Consider the following 23,619-nt stretch of genomic DNA (forward strand, 5'->3'; position numbering starts at 1 on the left):
GTCTTCAGCCGCGCCGGCCTTCGCGCCCACCGGTCGGCCGCCCATGCGGCGGCTAGCGTAGGGAGAGGGCTAGCGGAGGAGACGGGTGTGCGCGGTAGGGCTGCGGTGGTGGTGGCTGGGTTGGTGTTGGTGAGCGGGTGTTCGGAGGCGACGCCGAGTAGTTCTGGCTCGGCGTCGGCGCCGGCCACTTCCGGTACGACGGCGCAGGTGCGGACGTTGAAGCTCACGGTGGCCGGGACTGTGGCCACGGGGATCCAGGTCCCGTGGGGGTTGGCGTTCCTGCCGGACAAGAGTGCGCTCGTGGCGGAGCGGGACTCGGGGAAGGTGGTCCGGGTCGCCGGAGGGCAGGTCAGTGATGTGGGGGTTGTCGACGGGGTCAAGTCCTCGTCGGAGGGTGGGTTGCTGGGGTTGGCGGTGGATCCGGGGTATCCGGGGCGGCCGTACATCTACGCGTACTACTCGGGTGAGGGTGCCAACCGAATCGCGCGGATCACGTACCGGGATGGAAAGCTGTCGGATCAGCAGGTGATCCTCGACGGGATTCCGGAGGCGCCGATCCACAACGGTGGGCGGTTGCGGTTCGGGCCGGACGGGTTTCTGTACGCGGGGACGGGTGATGGGGCGGATCGGCCCAACTCGCAGGACGACAACTCGCTGGGTGGGAAGATCCTGCGGATCACGACCGATGGCAAGGCCGCGCCGGGGAACCCGGACGGGCGGGTGTGGATCACGAAGGGCCACCGGAACGTGCAGGGGCTCGCGTTCGACGGGAGCCAGTTGTACGCGTCCGAGTTCGGGCAGAACACCTGGGACGAGCTCAACGTGATCACCCCGGGGTCGAACTACGGCTGGCCGGCCGCGGAAGGGATGGAGGGCCTGGACGGGATGACCGACCCGATCGCGCAGTGGCACACCGCGGACGCGTCGCCGTCAGGGATCGCGTTCGCGAAGGGGTACATTTTCATGGCCGCGCTGCGCGGGCAGCGGCTGTGGGCGATACCTGTTGCCAATGGCAAGCGAATTGGCGAGCCGCAGGCGTTTTTCACCAACCGGTACGGGCGTTTGCGGACCGTCGAGGCCGCGCCGGACGGGTCGTTGTGGGTGACGACGTCGAACACCGACGGGCGCGGGCAGCCGCGCGCCGGCGACGATCGCATCCTGCGGGTGACGATCAGCACGTCCTGACGAGTCAACCGTTTGAGCTCTTCGGTCGTCTGGTACTTGTTGAAGGAACACGACACCGAGGAGGAGATCTTTATGCCGACCGGCCAGGCGTCTGGCGTCCCCAGCAGTGTGATCGCAGCGGTGAGCAGGTACGAGGATGCTCAGCGAACCGCTGACTACTTGCGAAGCTACGGGATGGACGCGAGGAGCCTGGAGATCGTCGGCGCCGGTCTCCGTCAGGCGAGCAGACGCAGCGTGGTACCGGTCGCGCGGATGACCGCGGTCGGCGCGGGCGTCGGTGCGCTGATCGGCGTACTCGCAGCCGTCTTCGTCACGCTGGTCGCCCAGACGACGCTGACGAGCTTCGCGGTTGTGCTGTGGGGCTTCGTGTACGGCGTACTCGTCGGGGCGCTGTGGAGCCTGTTCCGCGGGCTGGTGCGCAACCGCCCGGAGCTGGTCACCACGGAGATCGTCCCCACCCACTACGAACTCCGCTGCCCCACCGACGAACTCTCCGTCGCCCAAACCCTCCTCGCCGACGCCACCGACGTCGAAGACGCCCGAGCCGAACGCACCATCCTCGCCGACGCCCTCCAAGCAGAAGAAAACCAACGACACGCAGCCTGACCCCCCTCGCGCTGGGGACAGGAATCAGCGCGCCGGACCGGTCCGGCGCGCTGAGCGGGTTCCCAGGCGCCTCGTCGACGCGTGAGCGGGTCGCCGGGCGCGTGGTGGCGCCCGGCGGGGGGTGTTAGATGCCGAGTTTTTGGTTGAGGAGTTGGCGGACCTTGGCGGCGTCGGCTTGGCCTCGCATGTCTTTCATGACGGCGCCGATGAGGGCTCCGGCGGCGGCAGGTTTGCCGGAGTTGACCTTTTCGACGACGTCGGGGTTGGCGGCGATGGCTCGGTCGATCGCCTCCAGCAGGGCCGAGTCGTCGGACACGAGTGCCAGGCCGCGCTTCTCGATGATCTCGGCCGGCGTACCTTCACCGGCGAGCAGGCCCTCGAAGACCTGCCGTGCGAGCTTGTCGTTCAGCGTGCCTTCGTCGACGAGCTTCTGCACCTCGGCGACCTCCGCAGGACCGACCGCCAGCGCGTCCAGCTCCACGCCGGACTCGTTCGCCGACCGGGCCAGTTCGCCCAGCCACCACTTCTTGGCAGCCGACGCCGGGACACCCAGCTCGACCGTGGCGACAATCTGCTCGAGCGCGTTGCCGTTGATGACGTCGCGCATCTCGAGATCGGTGAAGCCCCAGTCCTCCTGCAGTCGCCCACGACGGGCCGACGGCAGCTCGGGCAGCGTCGCGCGCAGCTCGTCCACCCACTCCCGCGACGGCGCCACCGGTACGAGGTCAGGCTCCGGGAAGTACCGGTAGTCGTCCGCGTCCGACTTCTCCCGCCCGGACGTGGTGATGCCGGTGTCCTCGTGCCAATGCCGAGTCTCCTGCAGGATCTTCCCGCCGGACGCCAGCACCGCCGACTGGCGGGTGATCTCGTACGTCACAGCACGCTCGACCGAACGGAACGAGTTCACGTTCTTGGTCTCGGTACGAGTGCCGAGCACCGTGGACCCGGACGGCTTCAGCGACACGTTGACGTCCGCCCGCAGCGACCCCTGGTCCATCCGTACGTCGGAAACCCCGAGCGCCAGCAGCAGATCGCGCAGCATCGCGACGTACGCACGCGCCACCGCCGCGGCCTTGTCCCCCGGTACCTCGATCGTCTTGGTGACGATCTCGATCAGCGGGATGCCGGCCCGGTTGTAATCGACCAGCGAGTGCGTCGCACCGTGGATCCGGCCGGTCGAACCACCGACGTGCGTGGCCTTCCCGGTGTCCTCCTCCATGTGCGCGCGCTCGATCTCGATCCGGTACGTCTCGCCGTCGACGACGACCTCGGTCCAGCCGTTGAACGCGATCGGCTCGTCGTACTGCGAGGTCTGGAAGTTCTTCGGCATGTCCGGGTAGAAGTAGTTCTTCCGGGCGAACCGGCACCACTCGGCGATCTCGCAGTTCAGCGCGAGGCCGATCCGGATCGCGGACTCGACCGCCTTCGCGTTCACCACCGGCAGCGCGCCCGGCAGGCCGAGGCAGACCGGGCAGGTCTGGGTGTTCGGCGGGGCGCCGAACTCGGTCGGGCAGCCACAGAACATCTTCGACTTCGTGTTCAGCTCGACGTGCACCTCGAGACCCATGACCGGGTCGTACTGCGCCAGCGCGTCGTCGATTTCGAGAACTTGAGCGGTCATCGGGTCACCTCCAGCTCCGGAGCCTTCGTCATCAGTACGCCGCCCCACTGGTCGGCCAGTGCCGCCTCGAGCGCGCCGCCGACCTGGTACAGCAGGTCGTCGCGCATCACCGGCGCCATCACGTGGAAGCCGACCGGCAGGCCGTCCTCGTCGGCCAGCCCGCACGGGAACGACGCGGCCGCGTTGCCGGCCAGGTTGGACGGGATCGTGCAGAGGTCGTTCTTGTACATCGCGATCGGGTCGTCGATCCGGTCGCCGATCGCGAACGCCGTGGTCGGCGTGGCCGGCGACACCAGTACGTCGACCTGCTCGTAGGCGTTGGCGAAGTCGCGGGCGATCAGGGTCCGCACCTTCTGCGCCTGACCGTAGTAGGCGTCGTAGTACCCGCTGGACAGCGCGTGCGTGCCGAGAATGATCCGGCGCTTGACCTCGGCGCCGAAACCGGCCTCGCGGGTCAGCGCGGTCACCTTCTCGGCGCTGTTCTCGCCGTCGTCGCCGACGCGCAGGCCGTACCGCATCGCGTCGAACTTGGCCAGGTTGGACGAGGCCTCGCTCGGCAGGATCAGGTAGTACGCCGGGAGGGCGTACTGGAAGTGCGGGCAGGAGACCTCGACCACCTCGGCGCCGAGCTTGGTGAGCAGCTCGACCGCCTCGTGGAACCGGGCCTCGACACCTGGCTGGTACCCCTCGCCGCCCAGCTCCTTGACGACACCGATCCGCAGACCGGCGACGTCACCGTTGCGGGCGGCCGCGACCACCGGCGGCACGTCCTGGTTGATCGAGGTCGAGTCCATCGGATCCCAGCCGGCGATCGCCTCGTGCAGCAGCGCCGCGTCCAGGGTCGTCCGCGCACACGGGCCCGGTGTGTCGAGCGACGACGCCAGCGCGATGAGTCCGTACCGCGAGGTGCCGCCGTACGTCGGCTTGACGCCGACCGTGCCGGTGAACGCACCCGGCTGGCGGATCGAGCCGCCGGTGTCGGTGCCGATCGCGAGCGGCGCCTCGTACGCCGAGATGGCCGCGGACGAACCGCCGCCGGAACCGCCCGGGATCCGGGTCAGGTCCCACGGGTTGTGGGTCGTGCCGTACGCCGAGTTCTCGGTGGAGGAGCCCATCGCGAACTCGTCCATGTTGGTCTTGCCGAGGATCACGATCCCGGCCGCCTTGAGCCGCTTCACGACAGTGGAGTCGTACGGGGGCTTCCAGCCCTCGAGGATCTTCGAACCGGCCGTGGTCGGCACGCCCTCCTGGGTGAGCACGTCCTTCAGCGCCAGCGGCACACCGGCCAGCGGAGCGAGCTGCTCACCGGCGGCGCGCTTGTCGTCGACAGCCTTCGCCTGCGCCAGCGCACCCTCGGTGTCGACGTGCAGGAACGCGTGCACGGCACCGTCGACGGCGGCGATCCGGTCCAGGTGGGCCTGGGTGATCTCCACCGAACTGGCCTGCTTGGACGTCATCAACTCCGCGAGCTCCGCCGCGGTCTTCCTGGTGAGATCGCTCATGATCAGTCCTCCTCCAGGATCCGCGGCACCCGGAAGCGCTGCTCCTCCGCGGCCGGCGCGCCGGACAGCGCCTGCTCGGGGGTGAGGCACGGGACGTTCTCGTCCGCGCGCATCACGTTGGTCAGCGGCAGGGCGTGCGAGGTCGGCGGGATGTCGTCCGCCGCCACCTGGCTGACCTGCCCGACCAGGGTGATGATCTGGTCGAGCTGCGGCGCAAGGTGGTCGAGCTCCGCGTCGGAGAGCTCGATCCGCGCCAGTCGCGCCAGGTGCGCAACCTCTTCGCGGGTAATCGATGGCATGAACTGATCCAATGGTTCGCAGGACTTCCGCGGCGTTTCCCGCCGCACCCAAGTCATCCTAGTGGGCCGCTGTGACAGGTACGTTTCCTCGTCCCCCGACCTGTGGACAACGGGATGTTGAGATGGGCGGGCGTGTCTGTCCCTACCGCTCTGTAACATGGGCGGCGACAAGGCGTTACGCGCATGGTGATGGCTGGGAGATGACGTTCGGTGTTCCTGCTGCGCTTGATCATCCCCGACCGGCCCGGTTCGCTGGGCGTCGTGGCGACGGCCCTCGGTGAGGTGAACGCCGACATCCACGCGATCGAGATCGTCGAGCACCGCCGGGAGAACGGCACCGCGGTCGACGACATCGTGGTCGACCTGCCGCCCGGCGTGCTGCCGGACCGCCTGGTCTCGGCCTGCAACAGCGTTCCCGACGTCGAGGTCATCTGGTTCTCGCGGTACGGCGCCGGCGGCGGACTGCACATGGATCTGGAAGCCGTCGAGCAGATGACGTCCGCGCCGTCCGAGGCGATCGACATCCTGGTCGAGCAGGCACCGGCCGTGCTGCACGCGGACTGGGCTGCGCTCCTGGACGGTACCGGCAGCGAGGTGAAGGTCGCGCTGGAGACGAGCGCGACGCCGGAGTTCGGCGACGTGGCCGGTCAGTGGCTGCCGCTGGAGAAGGCGACCACGCTGGAGGCCCCGGATCACAAGGGTCTCGCGGAGTCCGTGCTGGTCGCGGCCCCACTGGAGTCCGACCGCCGGATCCTGGTCATCGGCCGCCGCGGCGGACCGGAGTTCCTCGGCTCCGAAGTGGCCCGGCTGTCATACCTCGCGTCACTCGCGGTCACAATCCGCGCGACAGCCTGATCACGCAGAGAAACACCCCGCTCAGCTGCGAGCGGGGTGTTCTCAGGTGAACTGGAAGTAGGCGAGAGCCCAGAGGCCGGCGATGACGAGCAGGATGACGACGCCGACCAGGGAAACGATCAGGATCGCCTGGCTGTTGCTGCCGTTGCGGTCCGGGAGGTCGAACTGCGTCGGACCCCAGGGTCCGCCGCCGTCGACGCGTCGGCTCGCCTCGGGCGGCGGCTGCGCCACCGTCCGCGACTCGCGCTTCTCCCGGGGGAACTTCAACTCCGGCCTCCCGTACCGCTGACTCAGGCGTAGAAGGTCTCGTACTCGATCGAGACGCGCTGCGAGCCGTAGCTGCCCGAGCTGTCGCCGTCGATCTCGACCTTCCAGCCGCCGACATAAGCAGCGTACTGCTTGCCGTCAGTGTGCGCCTCGACGTACGCCTTCACCGCTGCCGCGTTACCGCCCTGCAGGACACCGAACGCGTCGCCCAGCACCGACTTCATCGCGGTCTTCACCGCGCTGCCGTCGGCGGAGACGCTCAGCTCGAGGTCCTTGATGCCCTTGCCGGCGCTGGCGTAGAAGAACACGCGCTGCGAGCCGTACTCCCCGACGTCCTTGCGGCACGAGGTGGTGCAGACATATGACTTGGCCTTCAGTGCCGTGGTCATCTGGGCCGCCGTCGTGTCGAAGGTCTGGTCCGGCAGATCCAGCGACTCCTCGCCGTTCTTGTGGCCGGACAGCCGCAGGCTCGACCCGGAGTTGCTCAGCTGGAACTCGCCCCAGCCGGTGCTGACCTCGTCGGAGCGCTGGCCGGTCTTCACCGAGTCCTGGACCTTCGTCACCGAGTCGCCGCCGAACGTGTCGTTGCCGACCGCCTGCAGCACCTGGCCGAACGCGACCTGGGCGTTGTTGTTGTTGTCGTCGTCCGTGGTCTCCAGCCGGACGGCGATGATCGTGCCGTCGGACTTGAACTGGAAGATCGCGTCCGCCTGCTTGCTGCCGTCGTACTTGAAGCAGCCGCGGTGTGCGCCCTGGCCGGTGTTGAACAGGTCGCTGCAGCCGAAGCCCATGCCCTGCAACTTGTCGGTGATGCCCTTCGCCTGTCCGGTCGCGTTGCCGAGCTGGCCGCCGGTGCCCGGACCGGTGCCGGTGGACGGGGACGTCGAGGTCGACGGGTCGCCGCCCTGGGTCGACTGGCCGCTGGTCGGCTGGCTCGTCGGGGTGTCGTCATCGCCGCTGAACGCACGGATGCCGAGGAAGACCAGCAGTGCGATCACGATCAGGCCGACGACGCCACCGCCGATGAAGAACGGCAGCTTGTCCTTGCTGATACCGAACGGGCCTTTGTCGCGGCCACCCGGGCCGCCCGGACCGGTCGGCTGCCACTGACCACTGCCCTGGGGCTGCCATCCGCCCTGCTGCGGCGGACGTTGGCCCCAACCCTGCTGCTGGTACGCGCCACCCTGCTGCGGCGGCTGACCCCAACCGCCACCAGGCTGACCCTGCGGCTGGCCAGGCTGCTGCCCGGGCTGCTGTCCCCAGCCGCCACCGGGCTGACCCTGCTGCGGCGGACGCCCCTGCTGCGGAGGCTGACCATGCTGCTGCGGCGGCTGCACCCAGCCACCACCTTGAGCAGGAGGTTGTTGCCCCCAGCCACCTTGCTGCGGCGGTGGTGGCTGCTGCGGCCCGCCTGGTCCCCCGTGCTGCCCGCCTGGCTGGCCCCCCGGCTGCCCAGGACCCCACGGTCCCTGCGGCGGCGTCGTCATATTTGTTGCTCCTTCTGACCCAGATCTCGACGTGCAAAGTTAACAGTCGGACGGCTCAGCCGGTCCGCCGGATCCACCCGTCGCGAAAATCGTTTACGACCCGTCCGCAGCGGGTCTGCTCGCCACCGCCGCGGCGGCCTCGGCACCCTCGTCCAGCAGCACCTGGAACCCGGCCGAGTCCAGGATCGGTACGCCGAGCTGGACGGCCTTGTCGTACTTCGATCCGGGCGAATCGCCGACCACCACGAACGACGTCTTCTTCGACACCGAACCCGCGACCTTCCCGCCGCGCCCGACGATCGCCTCGGTCGCTTCGTCGCGGCTGAATCCCTCGACCGTCCCGGTCACCACGACGGACAGCCCGGTCAGTGTCTGCGGCAGCGTCGGACCGGTGCGTTCCTCGCGCATCACCACGCCGGACGCCTGCCACTTGTCCACGATCTGCTGGTGCCAGGGCACCTGGAACCACTCGATCATCGCCCGCGCGATGGTCGGCCCGACGCCCTCGATCTCGGCCAACTGCTCCTCGCTCGCCGCGCGGACGTCGTCGATGTTGTCGAACACCTCGGTGAGCGCGACAGCCGCGGTCGGTCCGACGTGCCGGATCGACAGCGCGACCATGACCCGCGACAACGGCTTGGTCTTCGCCTCCTCGAGGTTGGCCAAGAGCTTGCGCGCGTTCGCCGACAGCGCGCCGGCCTTCGTGGTGAAGAAGTCGCTCTCGGCGAGCTTCTCCTCGGTGAGCGCGAACAGGTCGCCCTCGTCCGCGATCAGGCCGCCGCGAATCAGCGCGTCCGCCGCCTTGAAGCCGAGCCCCTCGATGTCGAACGCGGACCGCCCGGCCAGATAGAACAGCCGCTCGCGCAGCTGACCCTGGCAGTACTGCGAGTTGGGACAGCGGATGTCGACGTCGGACTCCTTGGCCGGCGCCAGCAACGTGTCGCACCACGGGCAGTGCGTCGGCATCTCCCACGCGGGCAGGCCCTTCGGGCGCAGGTCGACGACCGGGCCGAGCACCTCGGGGATCACGTCGCCGGCCTTGCGCAGTACGACGGTGTCACCAGGGCGGACGTCCTTGCGGGCGACCTCCTTGGCGTTGTGGAGGGTCGCGTACTCCACCGTAGAGCCGGCCACCCGGACCGGCTCCATGTGCGCGAACGGGGTGACCCGGCCGGTGCGGCCGACGTTCACCTCGATCTCGATCAGCTTGGTGTTCACCTCTTCGGGCGGGTACTTGTACGCGATCGCCCAGCGTGGGGCGCTCGACGTCGACCCCAGCGCGCGCTGCAGGTCGAGCTCGTCGACCTTCACCACGACGCCGTCGATCTCGTGGTCGACCGAGTGCCGGTTCTCGCCGTAGTACGCGATGAACTCGTTGACCTCGGTGAGTGTGCCGACCCGGCGGGCGCGGTCGCTCACCGGGAGGCCCCACGCCTTGAGCTGCTCGTAGGCGTCGGAGAGCCGGCCAAAGGTGTGCCCCTCGACCTTGCCGAGGCCGTGGACGACGAACCGGAGCGGGCGGCCGGCCGAGACCCGCGGGTCCTTCTGGCGCAGCGATCCGGCCGCGCTGTTGCGTGGGTTGGAGAAGACGTCCTTGCCGGCCTCGACCAGTTGGGCGTTCAGCTCCTCGAAGTCCTCGACCCGGAAGTACACCTCGCCGCGGACCTCCAGGAATGCCGGGAGGTTGTCGCCCTTGAGCTGCTCGGGGATGCTCTTGATCGTGCGGACGTTGGGCGTGACGTCCTCGCCGGTGCGGCCGTCGCCGCGGGTGGCGCCACTGACGAGCTTGCCGTTCTCGTACACGAGGTCGAGGGCGAGACCGTCGACCTTGAGCTCGCAGAGGAACCCGCTGTCGTGGATCTGCTGCAGCGTCACCTCGCGCTCGAGCCGCTTCGCCCAGGCCTCCATCTGCTCGGCGGAGAACGCGTTGCCGAGGCTCTCCATCCGCATCGGATGGTTGACCGGCGTGAACAGCGTGGAGATCGGCGCGCCGACCTTCTGCGTGGGCGAGTCCGGCGTCCGAAGCTCCGGGTACTGCTCCTCGAGCCCCTGCAACTCGTGCATCAGCGCGTCGAAGTCGGCATCGGAGATGATCGGACTGGCCAGGTAGTACCGCGCGCGGTGGTCCTCGATCTCCTGGCTCAGCTCCGCATGCCGGGTCAGCACGTCCGCAGGTGCACCAACGTTCTCGCTCATAGGCAGAACTTACATCGGGCGACTGACAGTTTTCGGTTACTCGTCGGCGGCTTCGCCTACTACCTCGACGACCTCGCGGAGCAGTTTCAGGCGGGCTCGGGCGTCGGTGGGGGTCGGCGCGGCGGCCAGCCCGCAGGCGGGGGTTATCGCTACTTGCTTCAGGAGTTCTGGGTCGAGGCCCAGTTCGCGCCAGCGGCGTACCAGGGGCTCGGCGGCCTGGTCGGGGCGCGGGATCGGGCCGGTGGTCGGTACGACGCCCGCATAGATCTTGGTGCCGGCTTCTGCTGCGGTGGCGACCTGGTCCCAGGCGCCGTTGTTGAGCAGCGAGACGTCCATAGCGATGCCGCTGGCGCCCGACTTGGTGAATGCCTCGATCGGCGGACGTGCTGCGCAGCAGTGCAGAAGAGTGGGCGCAAACCCAGTGAAGAGGCTCAGCAGCTCCACCGCACCGGGCCCGTCGACGGAGCGGTGCTTGCTCCAGCCGGACGCTGTTGGCACAGCTCCGGCCAGTACGGCGGGCAGCCCGGGCTCATCGACCTGCAGGAGCACCTCCGCTCCAGGCACACGCTTGCGTACTTCGGCCACGTGCTGCTCCACGCCGTACGCCAAGGCCTGCGCGAGATCGCGCCGCGCACCGTAGTCGGCCAGGACCTTGTCGCCACGCGGACGCTCGACAGCAGCCGCAAGGGTCCACGGGCCGGTGACCTGTACCTTCAGCTGGCCCTCGTAGCCGTCGGCGTACTCCTCCAGCACGTCCAGGTCTTCCTGCAGCAGCGCCCGTGCGCGCCGCTGGTCCAGACTCGCCCGTGCGTCCCCGCCGCCGGTCAGCCGCCACCCGACCGGTTGCAGATCAGCGGCAAGCTCTGTGAGTACGGCGATCGTCCGGCTGATCATGTCGCCGTACGGGCGCGCCGGGAGCTCGGGCAGGAACGGGAGGTCGACCAGCTCGAGGACTGCGCGCATCCACTCGCGGATGTCGTCGCCGGGGACCGAGCCGAGTCCGGTGGTGGTCATACGGTGGCGCTGACGCGCTGGACCGAGTCGATGGTCGCTGAACCGATGACCCGTGTCCCGTCATACAGAACCACAGCCTGTCCTGGAGCGACAGCGGACGTCGGTTCCGCGAAGGTGACCTGTACGTGATTGCCCTGAACTGTCGCGACCACAGGGACCTCGTCCCCGTGCGCGCGGAGTTGGGCGGTCGCGTGGACGACGGAGTCGGCTGGGGCCGGGCCGCACCAACGGGGGTTGGAGGCGGTCAACTCGGAGACGGCGAGCTCCTCGCGGGAGCCGACGGTGACGGTGCGGTCGACGGGGCTGATGTCCAGGACGAAGCGGGGCTTGCCGTCCGCGGCGGGCGTACCGATCTTCAGGCCCTTGCGCTGGCCGATGGTGAAGCCGTGCGTCCCGGAGTGCTCGCCGAGCTTGTTGCCCTGTGCATCGACGATGTCACCGGGCGCCTCGCCGAGCTGCGCGCCCAGGAACCCGGCCGTGTTGCCGTCGGCAATGAAGCAGATGTCGTGGCTGTCCGGCTTCGCCGCCACCGACAGCCCGCGCCGCTCGGCCTCCTCGCGGACCTCGGTCTTCACCGTGTCGCCGAGCGGGAAGAATGCGTGCGCGAGCTGCGCCTGGGTCAGGACGCCGAGCACGTACGACTGGTCCTTGGCCGGGTCCACCGCCCGGTGCAGCTCGCGAGCGCCGTCCGGTGTGTCGACGATCCGCGCGTAGTGCCCGGTCGCGACCGCGTCGAAGCCGAGCGCCAGCGCCCGCTCCAGGACCGCGCTGAACTTGACCTTCTCGTTGCACCGCAGGCAGGGGTTCGGCGTCCGGCCGGCCGCGTACTCGCTGACGAAGTCCTCGACCACGTCGGCATGGAACCGCTCGGCCAGGTCCCAGACGTAGAACGGGATGCCGATCACGTCCGCGGCCCGCCGCGCGTCCCGCGAGTCCTCGATCGTGCAGCAGCCGCGCGCGCCGCTGCGGTACGACTGCGGGTTCCGGCTGAGTGCGAGGTGTACACCGGTCACGTCGTGCCCGGCCTCGGCCATCCGCGCCGCCGCGACCGCGGAGTCCACTCCGCCGGACATGGCTGCGAGTACCCGCATCAGGTGTTCCTTCCCACGTTCTGCAATCCGGCGGACTTCGCCCGCTCCACCACAGGTCCGATGTTGTCCAGGACCGCGTCGATATCGGCCCGGGTCGAGGTGTGCCCGAGGGTGAACCGGAGCGAGCCGCGGGCCCGCTGGTCGTCGTACCCCATCGCGAGCAGCACGTGGCTGGGCTCGGCGACGCCGGCATTGCACGCGGAACCGGTGGAGACCTCGATCCCCCGCGCGTCGAGCAACAGCAACAGCGAGTCGCCCTCGCAGTCGCTGAACGACAAGTGTGCATTACCGGGCAAGCGGCCGACCGGGTCACCGGAGAGCTTGGCGCCCTCGACGGTACTGGTGATGCCGTGCACGAGCGTGTCGCGCAGCTCGGTCAGCCGCGCCGCCTCCTCGGCCTGGTGCTGGACGGCGTAGTCGGTGGCGACCGCGAACCCGGCCGTCGCGGGCACGTCCAGGGTGCCGGAACGGACGTCGCGCTCCTGTCCCCCGCCGTGCAGGATCGGCGTCAGCTGCGTCTCCTTGTGCACGACCAGCGCGCCGATTCCGTACGGACCGCCGAGCTTGTGCGCCGACACCGTCATCGCGTCCACTCGGAGCGCGGCGAAGTCGACCGGCACCTGCCCGATCGCCTGGACGGCGTCGGTGTGCACGGGTACGCCGTACTCCTGGGCGATGGCCGCGACCTCGGTCACCGGCTGGAGCGTGCCGACCTCGTTGTTCGCCATCATCAGCGTGACGAAGGACACCGACGCCGGGTCGCGCTCGATCGCTCGCCGGACGTCGTCCGGGTCGACCCGGCCGAGCTCGTCGACCGGGAGCCACTCGATCTCGGCGCCCTCGTGCTGCCCGAGCCAGATCGCCGGGTCGAGGACCGCGTGGTGCTCGATGCCGCTGAGCAGGATCCGGCGGCGGCCTGGGTCCTGCGCCAGGCGAGACCACCACAGGCCCTTCAGCGCCAGGTTGTCCGCCTCGGTGCCGCCCGAGGTGAACACGACCTCGCTCGGCTGCGCCCCGAGTGCGGCGGCGATCGACTCGCGCGCCTCCTCGACGGTACGGCGGGCGCACCGACCGGAGCCGTGCAGGGAAGACGCGTTACCGGTGCGGCTGAGGTGATGGGTCATCGCCTCGATCGCGGCCGGGAGCATCGGGGTCGTCGCCGCGTGGTCGAGATACACCGTGCGACGGTCGGTGGCAGTCATATCGGTTTCAAGGGTATGTCCGGCGCGAATGTTCCCGCTCCCCGGGCGGGTCCTGGATCCGGTGACCCCGCTCGCACGTCATTCTTCCCGGGGGCACGAACCGGGCACGGAAGGCGGAATATGAACGACTGGTGGACCGAGCGCAGGCAGAACCAGCAGTTGTCCGATCTGCAGAGCGAGATGTCGTACGCGCGATCGGAGACGTCCAGCCTGCGGTCGCAGCTGTCCCGGATCCAGGGCAGCCTGCAGACCCGGGTGGAGAGCCTGTCGCGGGCGTTCGACGCGTTCGTCGAGCTGTCCGACCTGCGGCACGAGACGGTCGGGTTCACCGACGAGGCCGAGCTCCGGCGGTACGCGGCGCGGGTGGTGAGCGCGCTGGCGTCCGGTACGGAACTGCCACCGGCCGTCGATCCGGTACCGCAGTACTGGCTGGAGCCGGCTGTCACCGCACTGATCTCACTGCACGCCGGGGCACCCGACGAGGAGGCGGTGAGTACGGCGATCAAGCTCGACGAGCGCCGTACGTCGACGTTCCTGGCGCTGGCGTTGGCCGCGCTCGGGGAGCGGCACCTGGTGCGGACCGAGTGGCTGGAGGCGGCGTTCGGCGTACCGAATGACGACGGGACGTTGACGCGGGTCCAGCGGGTGCTGTGGACGACCGCGGCGCGCGGTGGGTTCGGGCCCGAGGCGCTGGAGCTTGTCGTTGCGAAGCTGCGGTTGGGAATGACGGCAGATGGCGCATGGCTGTCGAAGCTGGAATCCCGCGGGAGTGCGGGGTCGCGGCCGCGGGGGTTGAAGGCCACGGAGAAGCAGGACGACGCTTGGTACCGGTTGAGCCGGGTCGCGGACGCTGTGCAGTCGATCGTCGGCAACACCGAGGCGCGGGAGCCCGACCCGAGTCTGACCGCAGACGCCGAAGCGGAGCCGGAGAAGAACAGTGCGGCCGCGCTGTTGCGGTTGCTGATCTCGGAGGGCAGCGAACCGGAGCGCGAGACGCTGGCGCGGATCGCCGTACTCCGGGCTCGGGTCAGCGGGGGCTCCGACACGGTGGAGACGTTGGCGGACTCGGCCGGTACGGTCAACCAACTGCTCGCCGACGACCTGGCGATGTCCGCGGATCCTTATCTGGCGGCGACCGCGCTGCGCGTGATCGCGCCGTCGGTGCTGCCGGCGGTGGAGCAGCTCGCGCAGACCGCTGACCAGCCCGCGCCGACGCAGGTCACGGTGGACAGCGGCTCGCGGACGATCACCGTCCGCGCCGACGGACCGGACAAGCTCGAGCTCGGCGCGGCAACGACGGCCCTGACGTCCGGCGTAGGTGTCGCGACCGGCAAACAGAACGCACTGCCGATCGGGCTCGTCGTCGGCGGTCTGGTGGTCGCTGTCGGGCTCGGGCTGATCGTGCACTGGTTCTGGATCGTCGTCGGCGTGGTGATCGCGGGATTCGGCGTGAACAGCTACCTCAGACTCCGCTCGGCGTTGAAGGCGGACCGCGAACGCGCCGCCGGCGAAGCAACCAACCTGAACGACCGCTGCACCACCGCCGCCAATTCCCTGACGGACTACCTCGACAACACCCCGGCCCGCAAAGCCTCCATCACCGCCTCCCTCACCACCCTCCGCCAGCAGCTCGCAGGCTGACCGCCTCCCCCGCTGGCGGGTTGTTTGATCCCTGGCCCGTTGCAACCCGCCACCGGCCCAACAACCCGCCAGCGAGCAACTGGGCATGACGAAGGCCCGGCTCGGGGAACCGGGCCGGGCCTTCGGGGTGCTGGGTCAGGACTTGCGCTTGGTTACTTCTTCGGTGGCTGTGGGGAGGACCTTGTGGAGGTCGCCGACCACGCCGAAGTCGACCAGCTCGAAGATCGGGGCCTCGGGGTCCTTGTTGATCGCGACGATCGTCTTCGAGGTCTGCATACCGGCCCGGTGCTGGATGGCGCCGGAGATGCCGGCGGCCACGTACAGCTGCGGGGACACCGTCTTGCCGGTCTGACCGACCTGGTAGGCGTGCGGGTACCACCCCGAGTCGACCGCGGCACGGGACGCGCCGACCGCGGCGCCGAGCGAGTCGGCGAAGGCTTCGACCGGGCCGAAGTCGCCGCCGGTACCGCGGCCACCCGAGACGATGATCGCGGCCTCGGTCAGCTCCGGACGGCCGGTCGCCTCCCGCGGCTTGGAGTCGGTGATCCGGGCCGTCTTCGCGGCATCGGAGATCGTCACGTCGAACTCCTCCACCTCCGGAGACGTCTCCGCGACCTCCGGGGTGGCGGCATTCGGCTTGACAGTGATGATCGGCGTGCCATGGGTGACCTTCGCCTGCACGGTGAAGTTGCCCGCGAACACCGACTGCGTGGTCACCGGACCACCATCACCGGCCTGGACGTCGACGGCATCCGTGATCAGCCCGGAGTCCAGCTTGACCGCGAGCCGGGCCGCGATCTCTTTGCCCTCGGCGTTCGACGAGATCAGGATCGCCGACGGCTCCACCTTCGCCGCGACCTGCTGCAGCGCCTCGGCCTTCGGAGCCACCAGGTACTGCGAGAGCTCCGGGTTGGACAGTGCGATCACCTTGGTAGCGCCGTACTGCCCCAGGGCGGGCAGGGCGGCCTGCACATCGGAGCCGATGAAGACGGCGACCGGCTCGCCGAGCCGGCGGGCGATCGTGAGGAGCTCGGCGGTCGTCTTGCGGACAGTGCCCCCTGGGTTGTCCGTGTGGTCAACGAGAACCAGAACGTTCGACATGACTCAACCGCTCCTCAGAGGAACTTGTTCGTGGACAGGAACCCGACCAGCTCGGCAGCACCGCTACCGTCCTCGTCGGTGACGATCGTGCCGGCGCTGCGCGGCGGACGGGCGGTCACCTCGACCACCTCGGTCCACGCGCTCGAACCACCCACCTCGTCGGGGGTCAGCTCGAGGTCGGCCAGCGACCAGGTCTCGACCGGCTTCTTCTTCGCGGCCATGATGCCCTTGAACGACGGATACCGCGGCTCGTTGGCCTGGTCCGACACCGACAGCACCAGCGGCAGCGTGCCCTCGATGGTCTCGCTCGCGGTGTCGCCGTCGCGGCGGATCCGGACGGTCTGCCCGTCGACGGTCACCTCCGAGCCCAGCGTCACGGCCGGCAGCCCGAGCCGCTCCGACACCATCGCCGGAACCACACCCATGCCACCGTCGGTGGAGCCCATCCCGAACACGACCAGGTCGGCCTCGAGCTTGGCCAGCGCCTTGGCCAGGATCAGCGAGGTGGCCACCGCGTCCGAACCGTGGATCGCGTCATCGAGAACGTGGACACCGGCGTCGGCACCCATCTGCAGACCCTTCTTCACCGCGTCGGCGGCCTGCTCCGGCCCGACCGTGAGAACGGTCACTTCGGCGTCGCCGGCCTCCTTCACGGTGAGCGCGGTCTCGACGGCATACTCGTCCAGCTCGGACAGCAGCCCGTCGACACCGGCACGGTCCACCGTGTTGTCCTCCGAGCGGAAGCGGCGGTCCGCCGTGGCATCCGGCACGAACTTCGCGCAGACGACGATCTTCATAGCGTGTGGGACCCCTTCTGGTTAACGGTCTCTCCAAGCCTGCCACGGATGTTACCCGCGAGAAACATACGTCCGATGCGAGTCCCATCACAGTCTCCGGCACGACTAGTGTTGCGAACGTGACAGAGACGCTACCGCTCACCGGGGAGAGAACAGCGCCGGGGATCTGGCACGAGAACTATTGGTTCGCGCGTCATGACGCTGCCTATCGCTGGATCACGGCGAATCTGCCGGTCGGGCGAGCCGGCCGGGTCCTCGACGCCGGCTGCGGCGAGGGCTACGGCGCGGAGCTGCTTCGGCTGGCCGGGGCAGGCTCCGTGACCGGTCTCGACTATGAAGATACGACGTTGCGGCACGTCCGCCGGGTTTATCCACAGGTCAATGTCGCGCGCGGCAATCTCGTGCAGACGCCCTTCACCGACAGGGCTTTCACGACGATCACCTCACTGCAGACGATCGAGCACCTGTGGGAGCAACCGCGTTTCGTCGCCGAATGCGCCCGGATCCTCGCACCACAAGGCACCTTGGTCCTCAGTACGCCGAACCGCCTGACCTTCCCGAGCGGAAACTGGTACCACACCCGCGAACTGACCGCCGCCGAGTTCGCCGAGCTGCTCGAACCGCACTTCGAGATCACGCACGCGCTCGGGCTGCACCACGGCGCACGGCTCACGGCCTGGGAGGCGCAGCACGGCTCCTGTGTGGACGCACAGCTCGCCGCGCCGCACGAGCAGTGGGACGACAACTTGAACCGGCTGGTGCGCAGTACGACGTACGAGGACTTCGAGATTCGTCCAGGCGACCTGGACGAATCTCTCGACCTCATCCTGGTCGCTAGGGCCGGATGATCTTCTCGACGATCTTGCCGGCGATCAGGTAGACCAGCGCCGCGATTCCCCAGTTCACCAGCAGGGTGTTCTTCGCGGTCTGCAGCCGGAACAGATCCTTGAACGGGCCGACCAGGTCGTGCCCGCGCTCCAGGATCCAGCGCACGATCTCGTTGCTCTGGTTGGTCTGGTCGAGCGCGGTGAACAACGCGCCGAGAGCCAGAACAGCGGCCGCGAGCACCGCGATCAGCCAGATCAGCGAGGCGATCAGGGTGCGCAGCTTCTTGACGCCGGATCCGACGGAGCTCAGCGCCTGCTTGCCCCGGCCGGACGAGCTCACCGAAGAGCTCTTCGACACCACCGATTTGTTGCCCGAGGCACCTGACGGCTTCACCGGCGGCTTGCCGGCCGCACCCGTCACGGCAGCGGCCGGCCTGTCCGCGTCCTTACCGGCGTCGCCGGCACCCGCGCCCGCCGGACCCGCTACGGCATCCTCCGAGCTCGCCGCTGCCGGTTCGGCCGCCTTCTCCCGGGCCCGCTGCTCGGCCACGATCTCCGCTGCCGTCTTGGGCCGCGCGGTCTTCGTCGCGGTCACACCCGTACCCGCGGCACCGGTAGCCGCGTCATTCCCTGGCTCGTTCCCCGGCGTCGCGCCGGCCTTGGCGGCGTCGGCGGCCTTGGCCGCTTCCGCCTTCTCGTCCTGCGTACCCACGTCGTCCATCTCCTCAGCCGGGGTCGGTTCCTCGTCCGTGGCGGCCGGCGCTCTCCTCCGCCGGCCGACCGGGACCGGGCGCGGCGACAACCGCCGACGGGCACCCGCTACCGGTGCCGTCGCCGTACTGCTGTCCGCTGCCTGTCGATCCGGGTTCACGCTCACGCCCATGTCTGGTTCGTTCGTTTCAAGCACTGGTTCCAACGTAGCGCTACCGGGTACCGGCTCGGTCACGATGGGTACCGGATCGACCGCACGCGTCGGCGCCTGGGTGATCGAGCCATCGGCCGCGGCCTGGTCCAGCGGCGACCGGGCAGCCTGACCGGCCGGATCGATCGCAGCCTGGTCAGCCACGCTACTTCTCCTCTCCGATGCGCATCCGGTCGAGGCCTTCACTGCCGTCCCAGACGTCCGACCGGATGTGGGGGCCATAGTGCCCGACTGGTGAGTAACTTGAGAACCCCTCGGAGCTCTCTTTTTCACCACCTGCTTCTACCTCATCACCAGCCGCATCTTCCGGCGCCACGCTCGCAGGCTGCTCGACCGGCGGCATCCCGGCCTGCAGCAACGCGGCGGTCCGGTCGTTCGCGGCGGCCAGACCGGCCAGGTACTTGCGTCGCTCGGCGTCCTCGGCGTACCGCTTGGTCCGGTCCGCGAGCACCTTCGCCGGTACGCCGGCCGCCACCGCGTACGCCGGGATGTTGCCGCGGGCAACACTGTTGGCGCCGATCACCGCACCGCGGCCGATGTCGGTACCGCGGGTGACCGTGACCTTCGTGGCCAGCCAGCAGTCCGGACCGATCCGGACCGGCGACTTCACCAGGCCCTGGTCCTTGATCGGCAGGCCGAGGTCCTCGGTCTTGTGGTCGAAGTCGCAGATGTAGGTCCAGTCCGCGATCAGCGTCGACGCACCGATCTCGATGTCCAGGTAGCAGTTCACTGTGACGTCGCGGGCGAACACGACCTTGTCGCCGATCCGCAGCGTGCCCTCGTGCGCGCGCAGCCGGGTCTCGTCACCGAGATGCACCCAGCGGCCGAGCACGATCCGCCCGTGCCCGGGCCGCGCCACGATCTCCAGGTGCTTGCCGAGGAACACGAACCCCTCGGTGATCACCTGCGGATGCCGCAGCTTGAACCAGGCGAACCGCCAGTAGCGCTTCAGGTAGTACGGCGTCCACGCCCGATGGCGTACCACCCAGCGCAGATTCGCCACGGACAGCAACCGCATCGACACACCCTACTGCTTGTGCTACTGCTTGCCCCTACTGCTTGTTCGCGACCCCGGTGATCGAGACGTTGTAGTACAGCTCGTCCGGTACGACGGACGACAGCACCTTGTCGACCTTGGACAGCTGTAGCCACGACTTGTACGCGAACATCCTCCACCCGAACCCGAGCTTCTGCTCCGGTACGGCGGCCTCGAACGTACGGATCGGCCACCCGACCCACGCGGCGAGCAGCTCCTCGGTCACGGTCTTCACCTCGACGGCACCGGCCCGCTCCGCCGTCCGCGCCAGGGTGTCCGGGTCGAACGTGTGCAGGTCGACGACCGCCTCCAAGGCAGCCGCGCGGGACGACTCGTCGAGCTCCTCCTGCGGGCGCCGCCAGTGCGCGAGGGCCGGGAGCTTGGTGACGTTCGTGGTCGCCCACCAGGTGAAGCGGGACAGCCGCCGGGCCACGAAGTCGCCGTACCGCGTGGGCTCGCCGCAGATCACGAAGCGGCCGCCGGGCTTGAGCACGCGGAGCATCTCGCGGAACGCCAGCTCGACGTCCGGGATGTGGTGGATGACCGCGTGCCCGATGACCAGGTCGAACGTGTTGTCGTCGTACGGCAGCTTCTCCGCGTCCGCGACCCGGCCCTCGATCGCGAAGCCGAGGGTCTTCGCGTTCTTCTTCGCGGCCTCGACCATGCCCGGGGACAGGTCGGTGACGTGCGCCTCGTCGAGGACGCCGGCCAGCTTGAGGTTCAGCGTGAAGAAGCCGGTACCGGCGCCGATCTCGAGGGTCTTGCCGTACGGCCAGCCGCCGGTGCCGGCCACCGCGGTGAAGCGGTCCCGGGCGTAGTCGACGCAGCGTTCGTCGTACGAGATAGACCACTTCTCGTCGTACGTCGAAGCTTCCCAGTCGTGGTAGAGGACCTGGGCCAGCTTGTTGTCGTTCCAGGCGGCCTCGACCTCTTCGGCGGAGGCGGCGGGCTTCTCAGCGGAGGTGGTCATTCACTTTCCCTTGAACTCGGCCTTACCCGGGCCGTTCTCGACGAAGGACTTCATCCCGATCGTGCGGTCCTCGGTGGCGAACAGCGCGGCGAACTGCTGCCGCTCGATCTCCAGTCCGGTGCCCAGCTCGACGCCGAGGCCGGAGTCGATCGACTCCTTCGCGGCGCGGAGGGCCATCGCGGCGCCGGCGCTGAACTGCGCGGCCCAGGCGACCGCGGCGTCGTACACCTCGGCGGCCGGGACGACCTGGTCGACGAGGCCGATCCGGAGCGACTCGGCGGCGTCGACGAAGCGGCCGGTGTAGATGATGTCCTTGGCCTTCGACGGGCCGACCAGGCGGGACAGCCGCTGGGTACCGCCGGCGCCCGGGATGATGCCGAGCAGGATCTCCGGCTGGCCGAGCTTGGCGTCCTCGGCGGCTATCCGGTAGTCGGCGCAGAGCGCGAGTTCACAGCCGCCGCCGAGCGCGTAGCCGGTGATCGCGGCGACGGTCGGCTTCGGGATCGCGGCGACCGCGGACAGGGAGGACTGCAGCGGGCCGGAGCGCTTGGCCATGTCGGCGTACGACATGTCAGCCATTTCCTTGATGTCCGCACCGGCGGCGAAGACGCGTTCGCCGCCGTAGATCACCACCGCGCGGACGTCGTCGTCGGCGGTCGCCTGGAGCGCGGCGGCGCGGATCTCCTCCTGCACCTGCACATTCAGCGCGTTCATCTTCGGCCGATCCAGCCGGATCGTCCCCACACCTTCACTCACGGTGAGATTCACGAACTCGCCCATGCCTGAAGCTCCTTCGCTCTGGCCTACCCACGGGTCACAACTCCGGGAACGGTACCGGATGCGGACGTCCGGCACTCACCAAGCCCCGTGGCAACAAGCCGGACGGCCGCCGGTGAGCGTGCGCGGCGGCCGTCCGGAGGGGTTGGTGAGTGTTAGACGTCCACCGCTTGGCCTGACACGGCGGAGCGGCGGGCGGCGTCGACTATTTTCAGGGTGCGGAGGCCTACGGCGCCATCGGGTTGGGGGGTTACTGCCGGCGGCTTGCCGGGGGTGGCGGGGCCGCTGGTGCGGACGGCGTCGAGGAAGGTGTCGAGCATGGCCTCGTCGAGGTTGCCGCCGATCGCGAGGTAGACCTCACCGTTCTGGTCGGTGCCGCCGATGTGCGGCAGGAACGGTTCGATCTCGACCGAGCCGTTGGTGCCGGTGACCTGCAGCGAGACGCCACCCCAGGTCGGCCCGTTGTCGGGCACGCTCCACGAGCAGTCGATCGTTGCCATCAGCCCGTTGTCGTAGTTGATCGTGACCAGTCCCCCGGTCTCCACCTCGACGTTCTTGTCCTGGTGCAGGATCCGGTTCGCGGCGGCGTACACGCGGGTCGCGGTCGCCCCGCCGGTCAGCCCGTCGATCAGGTCGGCGCAGTGCACGGTGTGGTCGACGAGCGCTCCCCCACCGGCCAGTTCCGCGTCGGTGAACCACTGCCGGGCGTCGTACGGGATCTTCCCGTTGTTCGTTCCGAGTACGGCGAACACGTCGCCGAGCCGGCCCGCCTCGACGTTCGCGCGCAGCTGCAGGTACTCCGGCGCGAACCGGACCGGGTACGCGATCATCAGGATCGTCCCCGCCGCCTCGCACGCGGCGAGCATCGCCTCACCGTCGGCAACCTCGGTGGCCAGCGGCTTCTCGCACAACACGTGCGCACCGGCCGCAGCGGCCCGCTCCACGAGCTCCCGGTGCCCCGAGTTCTCCGAGGTCACCACCACCGCATCAGGTCCCCACGCGAACAGCTCGTCGTACGTGTCGACGTACGGAATGCCGAAAACCTTGGCAAGCTCGGCCCCGCGCGGACCGGCATCCGGCGCCGACGCGCCGTCGGGATCCGCGGACAACACCTCGACATCAGGCATCGCCCCGAGCAACTGCGCGTACGACCCTGCATGCACATGGGCAAACGACGCGATCGCAACCTTCAAGCTCATGCCACTGCTCCCGTCGAGACGAAGGTCTTCATGTCGATCGGCTGACCCGACTCCATCGACGCGCGCGCCGCCTCGGCCAGATACACCGCGGCCGCACCGTCGGTCGCGACCACCCGCGGCTCGGGCCCACCACGCAGCCCGATCGCCAGCTCCCGCAACTGCGTGAGATAGGGGCTCTCCCCCAACGACGACGGGATCAGCAGGTCACCGCCCCCGCTGTCCTGCAGCTCTTCCTTGTACCCGGTGTCCGCATCGGAGGCGAACTTCAGCACGCCGCTCGACCCGGCGATCTTGAACCCGGTCTGGAACGTCGTACCGGTCGCACCCCAGGTCGCCCGGCAGTGGCTGATCGCGCCGCTCTCGTGCGTCAGCGTCACGTGCGCCGCGACGTTCACGGGGCTGATGCCGTCCACGGTCGGCGGGTTCTGCGCCGCGTACACCGTGGTGACCTCGCCGCACAGCCAGCGTGCCTGGTCGAGGTCGTGCACCATCAGGTCCATGATCACGCCGCCCGAGCGGGCCACGTCGCGGTACCAGCCCGCGCCGGCCGGCGAGGACGCCTGCCGGTAGAACCGCGCGACCGCGACCTCACCGATCCGCCCGGCCTGGATTGCGTCGTACGCCGCCTTGTACGCCGGGAAGTACCGGACGACATGCGCCGGGTACAACCGGACGCCGGCCGCCGTCGCCGCGTCGATCACCTCGTGCGAATCGGCCGCGGTCAGCGTCAGCGGCTTCTCGCAGATCACGTTCTTGCCGGCCCCGATCGCGGCCAGCGTGATCTCCTTGTGGGTCGCCGACGGCGTGACGATGTCGACGAACTCGACCCCCTGCTCCGGAGCCAGGATCGCGTCCAGCGACGGGACGACCTCCAGGCCGTACTCCTCCGCCAGTGCCTCCGCGCCTTCCAGTGAGTAGACCAGGACGCGAGCGCCGACGGCCTTCCAGGACGCGGCGTGGACGTGCGAGATGTTGCCCGCGCCGATCAGACCTACGGTCAGACCGGCCAACTCTTCCGACATGT

Annotated in this window: 22 protein-coding genes; 5 read left to right on the forward strand and 17 right to left on the reverse strand. The window is 69.1% G+C overall.

Annotated elements, in window-relative coordinates; translation table 11 throughout:
• Nucleotides 1-87: 87 nt before the first annotated feature.
• Nucleotides 88-1,185: a PQQ-dependent sugar dehydrogenase gene (locus FB475_RS03685; RefSeq protein WP_141852524.1), complete on the forward strand. Its 1,098-nt coding sequence runs from the start codon at nt 88-90 to the stop codon at nt 1,183-1,185.
• Nucleotides 1,186-1,359: 174 nt separating this feature from the next.
• Nucleotides 1,360-1,791: a hypothetical protein gene (locus FB475_RS03690; RefSeq protein WP_141852525.1), complete on the forward strand. Its 432-nt coding sequence runs from the start codon at nt 1,360-1,362 to the stop codon at nt 1,789-1,791.
• Nucleotides 1,792-1,915: 124 nt separating this feature from the next.
• Here FB475_RS03690 and gatB read toward each other — a convergent pair whose 3' ends face one another.
• Genes gatB through gatC form a run of 3 tightly spaced genes read right to left on the reverse strand, consistent with a single transcriptional unit; the run spans nt 1,916 to nt 5,213 of the window.
• Complete coding sequence (gene gatB / locus FB475_RS03695) at nt 1,916-3,412, reverse strand: Asp-tRNA(Asn)/Glu-tRNA(Gln) amidotransferase subunit GatB (protein WP_141852526.1); 1,497 nt, start codon at nt 3,410-3,412, stop codon at nt 1,916-1,918.
• Nucleotides 3,409-4,914, reverse strand: coding sequence for an Asp-tRNA(Asn)/Glu-tRNA(Gln) amidotransferase subunit GatA (gene gatA, locus FB475_RS03700; RefSeq protein ID WP_141852527.1), 1,506 nt, complete (start codon nt 4,912-4,914; stop codon nt 3,409-3,411). Before gatA ends, gatB begins: the two co-directional genes overlap by 4 nt.
• Before the next feature lie 2 nt (nt 4,915-4,916).
• Entirely contained in the window at nt 4,917-5,213 is a 297-nt protein-coding gene (gene gatC / locus FB475_RS03705; RefSeq protein WP_141852528.1) for an Asp-tRNA(Asn)/Glu-tRNA(Gln) amidotransferase subunit GatC, read from the reverse strand.
• Between the two features lie 210 nt (nt 5,214-5,423).
• On the opposite strand from gatC, the gene FB475_RS03710 reads away from it, so the two are divergent.
• Nucleotides 5,424-6,068 (forward strand): ACT domain-containing protein, encoded by a 645-nt coding sequence (locus tag FB475_RS03710; protein ID WP_141852529.1) that lies wholly within the window; start codon nt 5,424-5,426, stop codon nt 6,066-6,068.
• Nucleotides 6,069-6,110: 42 nt separating this feature from the next.
• Here the strand turns inward: FB475_RS03710 and FB475_RS03715 are convergent, their stop codons facing one another.
• From FB475_RS03715 to FB475_RS03740, 6 genes are all read right to left on the reverse strand, one after another.
• Nucleotides 6,111-6,335 carry a hypothetical protein gene (locus FB475_RS03715; RefSeq protein WP_141852530.1) on the reverse strand — a complete coding sequence of 75 codons (225 nt, stop codon included), beginning with the start codon at nt 6,333-6,335 and terminating at the stop codon, nt 6,111-6,113.
• A gap of 23 nt (nt 6,336-6,358) precedes the next feature.
• Nucleotides 6,359-7,672, reverse strand: a complete 1,314-nt coding sequence (locus FB475_RS03720) for a hypothetical protein (RefSeq protein ID WP_238331943.1) — start codon at nt 7,670-7,672, stop codon at nt 6,359-6,361.
• A gap of 243 nt (nt 7,673-7,915) precedes the next feature.
• A complete protein-coding gene (gene ligA / locus FB475_RS03725) occupies nt 7,916-10,018 on the reverse strand; it encodes an NAD-dependent DNA ligase LigA (protein WP_141852532.1) in 2,103 nt (700 codons plus the stop codon).
• Nucleotides 10,019-10,054: 36 nt separating this feature from the next.
• Nucleotides 10,055-11,032, reverse strand: a complete 978-nt coding sequence (locus tag FB475_RS03730; RefSeq protein WP_141852533.1) for a uroporphyrinogen decarboxylase/cobalamine-independent methonine synthase family protein — start codon at nt 11,030-11,032, stop codon at nt 10,055-10,057.
• Nucleotides 11,029-12,123 carry a tRNA 2-thiouridine(34) synthase MnmA gene (gene mnmA / locus FB475_RS03735; RefSeq protein WP_141852534.1) on the reverse strand — a complete coding sequence of 365 codons (1,095 nt, stop codon included), beginning with the start codon at nt 12,121-12,123 and terminating at the stop codon, nt 11,029-11,031. Before mnmA ends, FB475_RS03730 begins: the two co-directional genes overlap by 4 nt.
• A complete protein-coding gene (locus tag FB475_RS03740) occupies nt 12,123-13,325 on the reverse strand; it encodes a cysteine desulfurase family protein (RefSeq protein WP_141852535.1) in 1,203 nt (400 codons plus the stop codon). Before FB475_RS03740 ends, mnmA begins: the two co-directional genes overlap by 1 nt.
• Before the next feature lie 120 nt (nt 13,326-13,445).
• On the opposite strand from FB475_RS03740, the gene FB475_RS03745 reads away from it, so the two are divergent.
• Nucleotides 13,446-14,966, forward strand: coding sequence for a hypothetical protein (locus tag FB475_RS03745; protein WP_141852536.1), 1,521 nt, complete (start codon nt 13,446-13,448; stop codon nt 14,964-14,966).
• Between the two features lie 135 nt (nt 14,967-15,101).
• Here the strand turns inward: FB475_RS03745 and FB475_RS03750 are convergent, their stop codons facing one another.
• Nucleotides 15,102-16,067 carry an electron transfer flavoprotein subunit alpha/FixB family protein gene (locus FB475_RS03750; protein WP_141852537.1) on the reverse strand — a complete coding sequence of 322 codons (966 nt, stop codon included), beginning with the start codon at nt 16,065-16,067 and terminating at the stop codon, nt 15,102-15,104.
• Nucleotides 16,068-16,081: 14 nt separating this feature from the next.
• Entirely contained in the window at nt 16,082-16,864 is a 783-nt protein-coding gene (locus tag FB475_RS03755) for an electron transfer flavoprotein subunit beta/FixA family protein (RefSeq protein ID WP_141852538.1), read from the reverse strand.
• 119 nt (nt 16,865-16,983) lie between these two features.
• On the opposite strand from FB475_RS03755, the gene FB475_RS03760 reads away from it, so the two are divergent.
• Nucleotides 16,984-17,712: a class I SAM-dependent methyltransferase gene (locus FB475_RS03760; protein WP_141852539.1), complete on the forward strand. Its 729-nt coding sequence runs from the start codon at nt 16,984-16,986 to the stop codon at nt 17,710-17,712.
• Here FB475_RS03760 and FB475_RS03765 read toward each other — a convergent pair.
• The 6 genes from FB475_RS03765 to FB475_RS03790 form a co-directional block, all read right to left on the reverse strand.
• Entirely contained in the window at nt 17,699-18,757 is a 1,059-nt protein-coding gene (locus FB475_RS03765; RefSeq protein ID WP_141852540.1) for a hypothetical protein, read from the reverse strand. The two genes, FB475_RS03760 and FB475_RS03765, sit on opposite strands and share 14 nt — an antisense overlap.
• Before the next feature lies 1 nt (nt 18,758).
• Nucleotides 18,759-19,631 (reverse strand): acyltransferase, encoded by an 873-nt coding sequence (locus FB475_RS03770; protein ID WP_141852541.1) that lies wholly within the window; start codon nt 19,629-19,631, stop codon nt 18,759-18,761.
• 34 nt (nt 19,632-19,665) lie between these two features.
• On the reverse strand, nt 19,666-20,619 hold the full coding sequence (locus FB475_RS03775; protein ID WP_141852542.1) for a class I SAM-dependent methyltransferase: 954 nt from the start codon (nt 20,617-20,619) through the stop codon (nt 19,666-19,668).
• Nucleotides 20,620-21,399, reverse strand: a complete 780-nt coding sequence (locus tag FB475_RS03780; protein ID WP_141852544.1) for an enoyl-CoA hydratase/isomerase family protein — start codon at nt 21,397-21,399, stop codon at nt 20,620-20,622. It abuts the gene before it with no gap.
• 152 nt (nt 21,400-21,551) lie between these two features.
• Nucleotides 21,552-22,595 (reverse strand): Gfo/Idh/MocA family protein, encoded by a 1,044-nt coding sequence (locus tag FB475_RS03785; RefSeq protein ID WP_141852546.1) that lies wholly within the window; start codon nt 22,593-22,595, stop codon nt 21,552-21,554.
• A complete protein-coding gene (locus FB475_RS03790) occupies nt 22,592-23,617 on the reverse strand; it encodes a Gfo/Idh/MocA family protein (protein ID WP_141852548.1) in 1,026 nt (341 codons plus the stop codon). The genes FB475_RS03785 and FB475_RS03790 overlap by 4 nt, the downstream gene beginning before the upstream one ends.
• Between the last annotated feature and the right edge of the window lie 2 nt (nt 23,618-23,619).

The organism is Kribbella jejuensis (assembly GCF_006715085.1).
Classification (GTDB): domain Bacteria; phylum Actinomycetota; class Actinomycetes; order Propionibacteriales; family Kribbellaceae; genus Kribbella; species Kribbella jejuensis.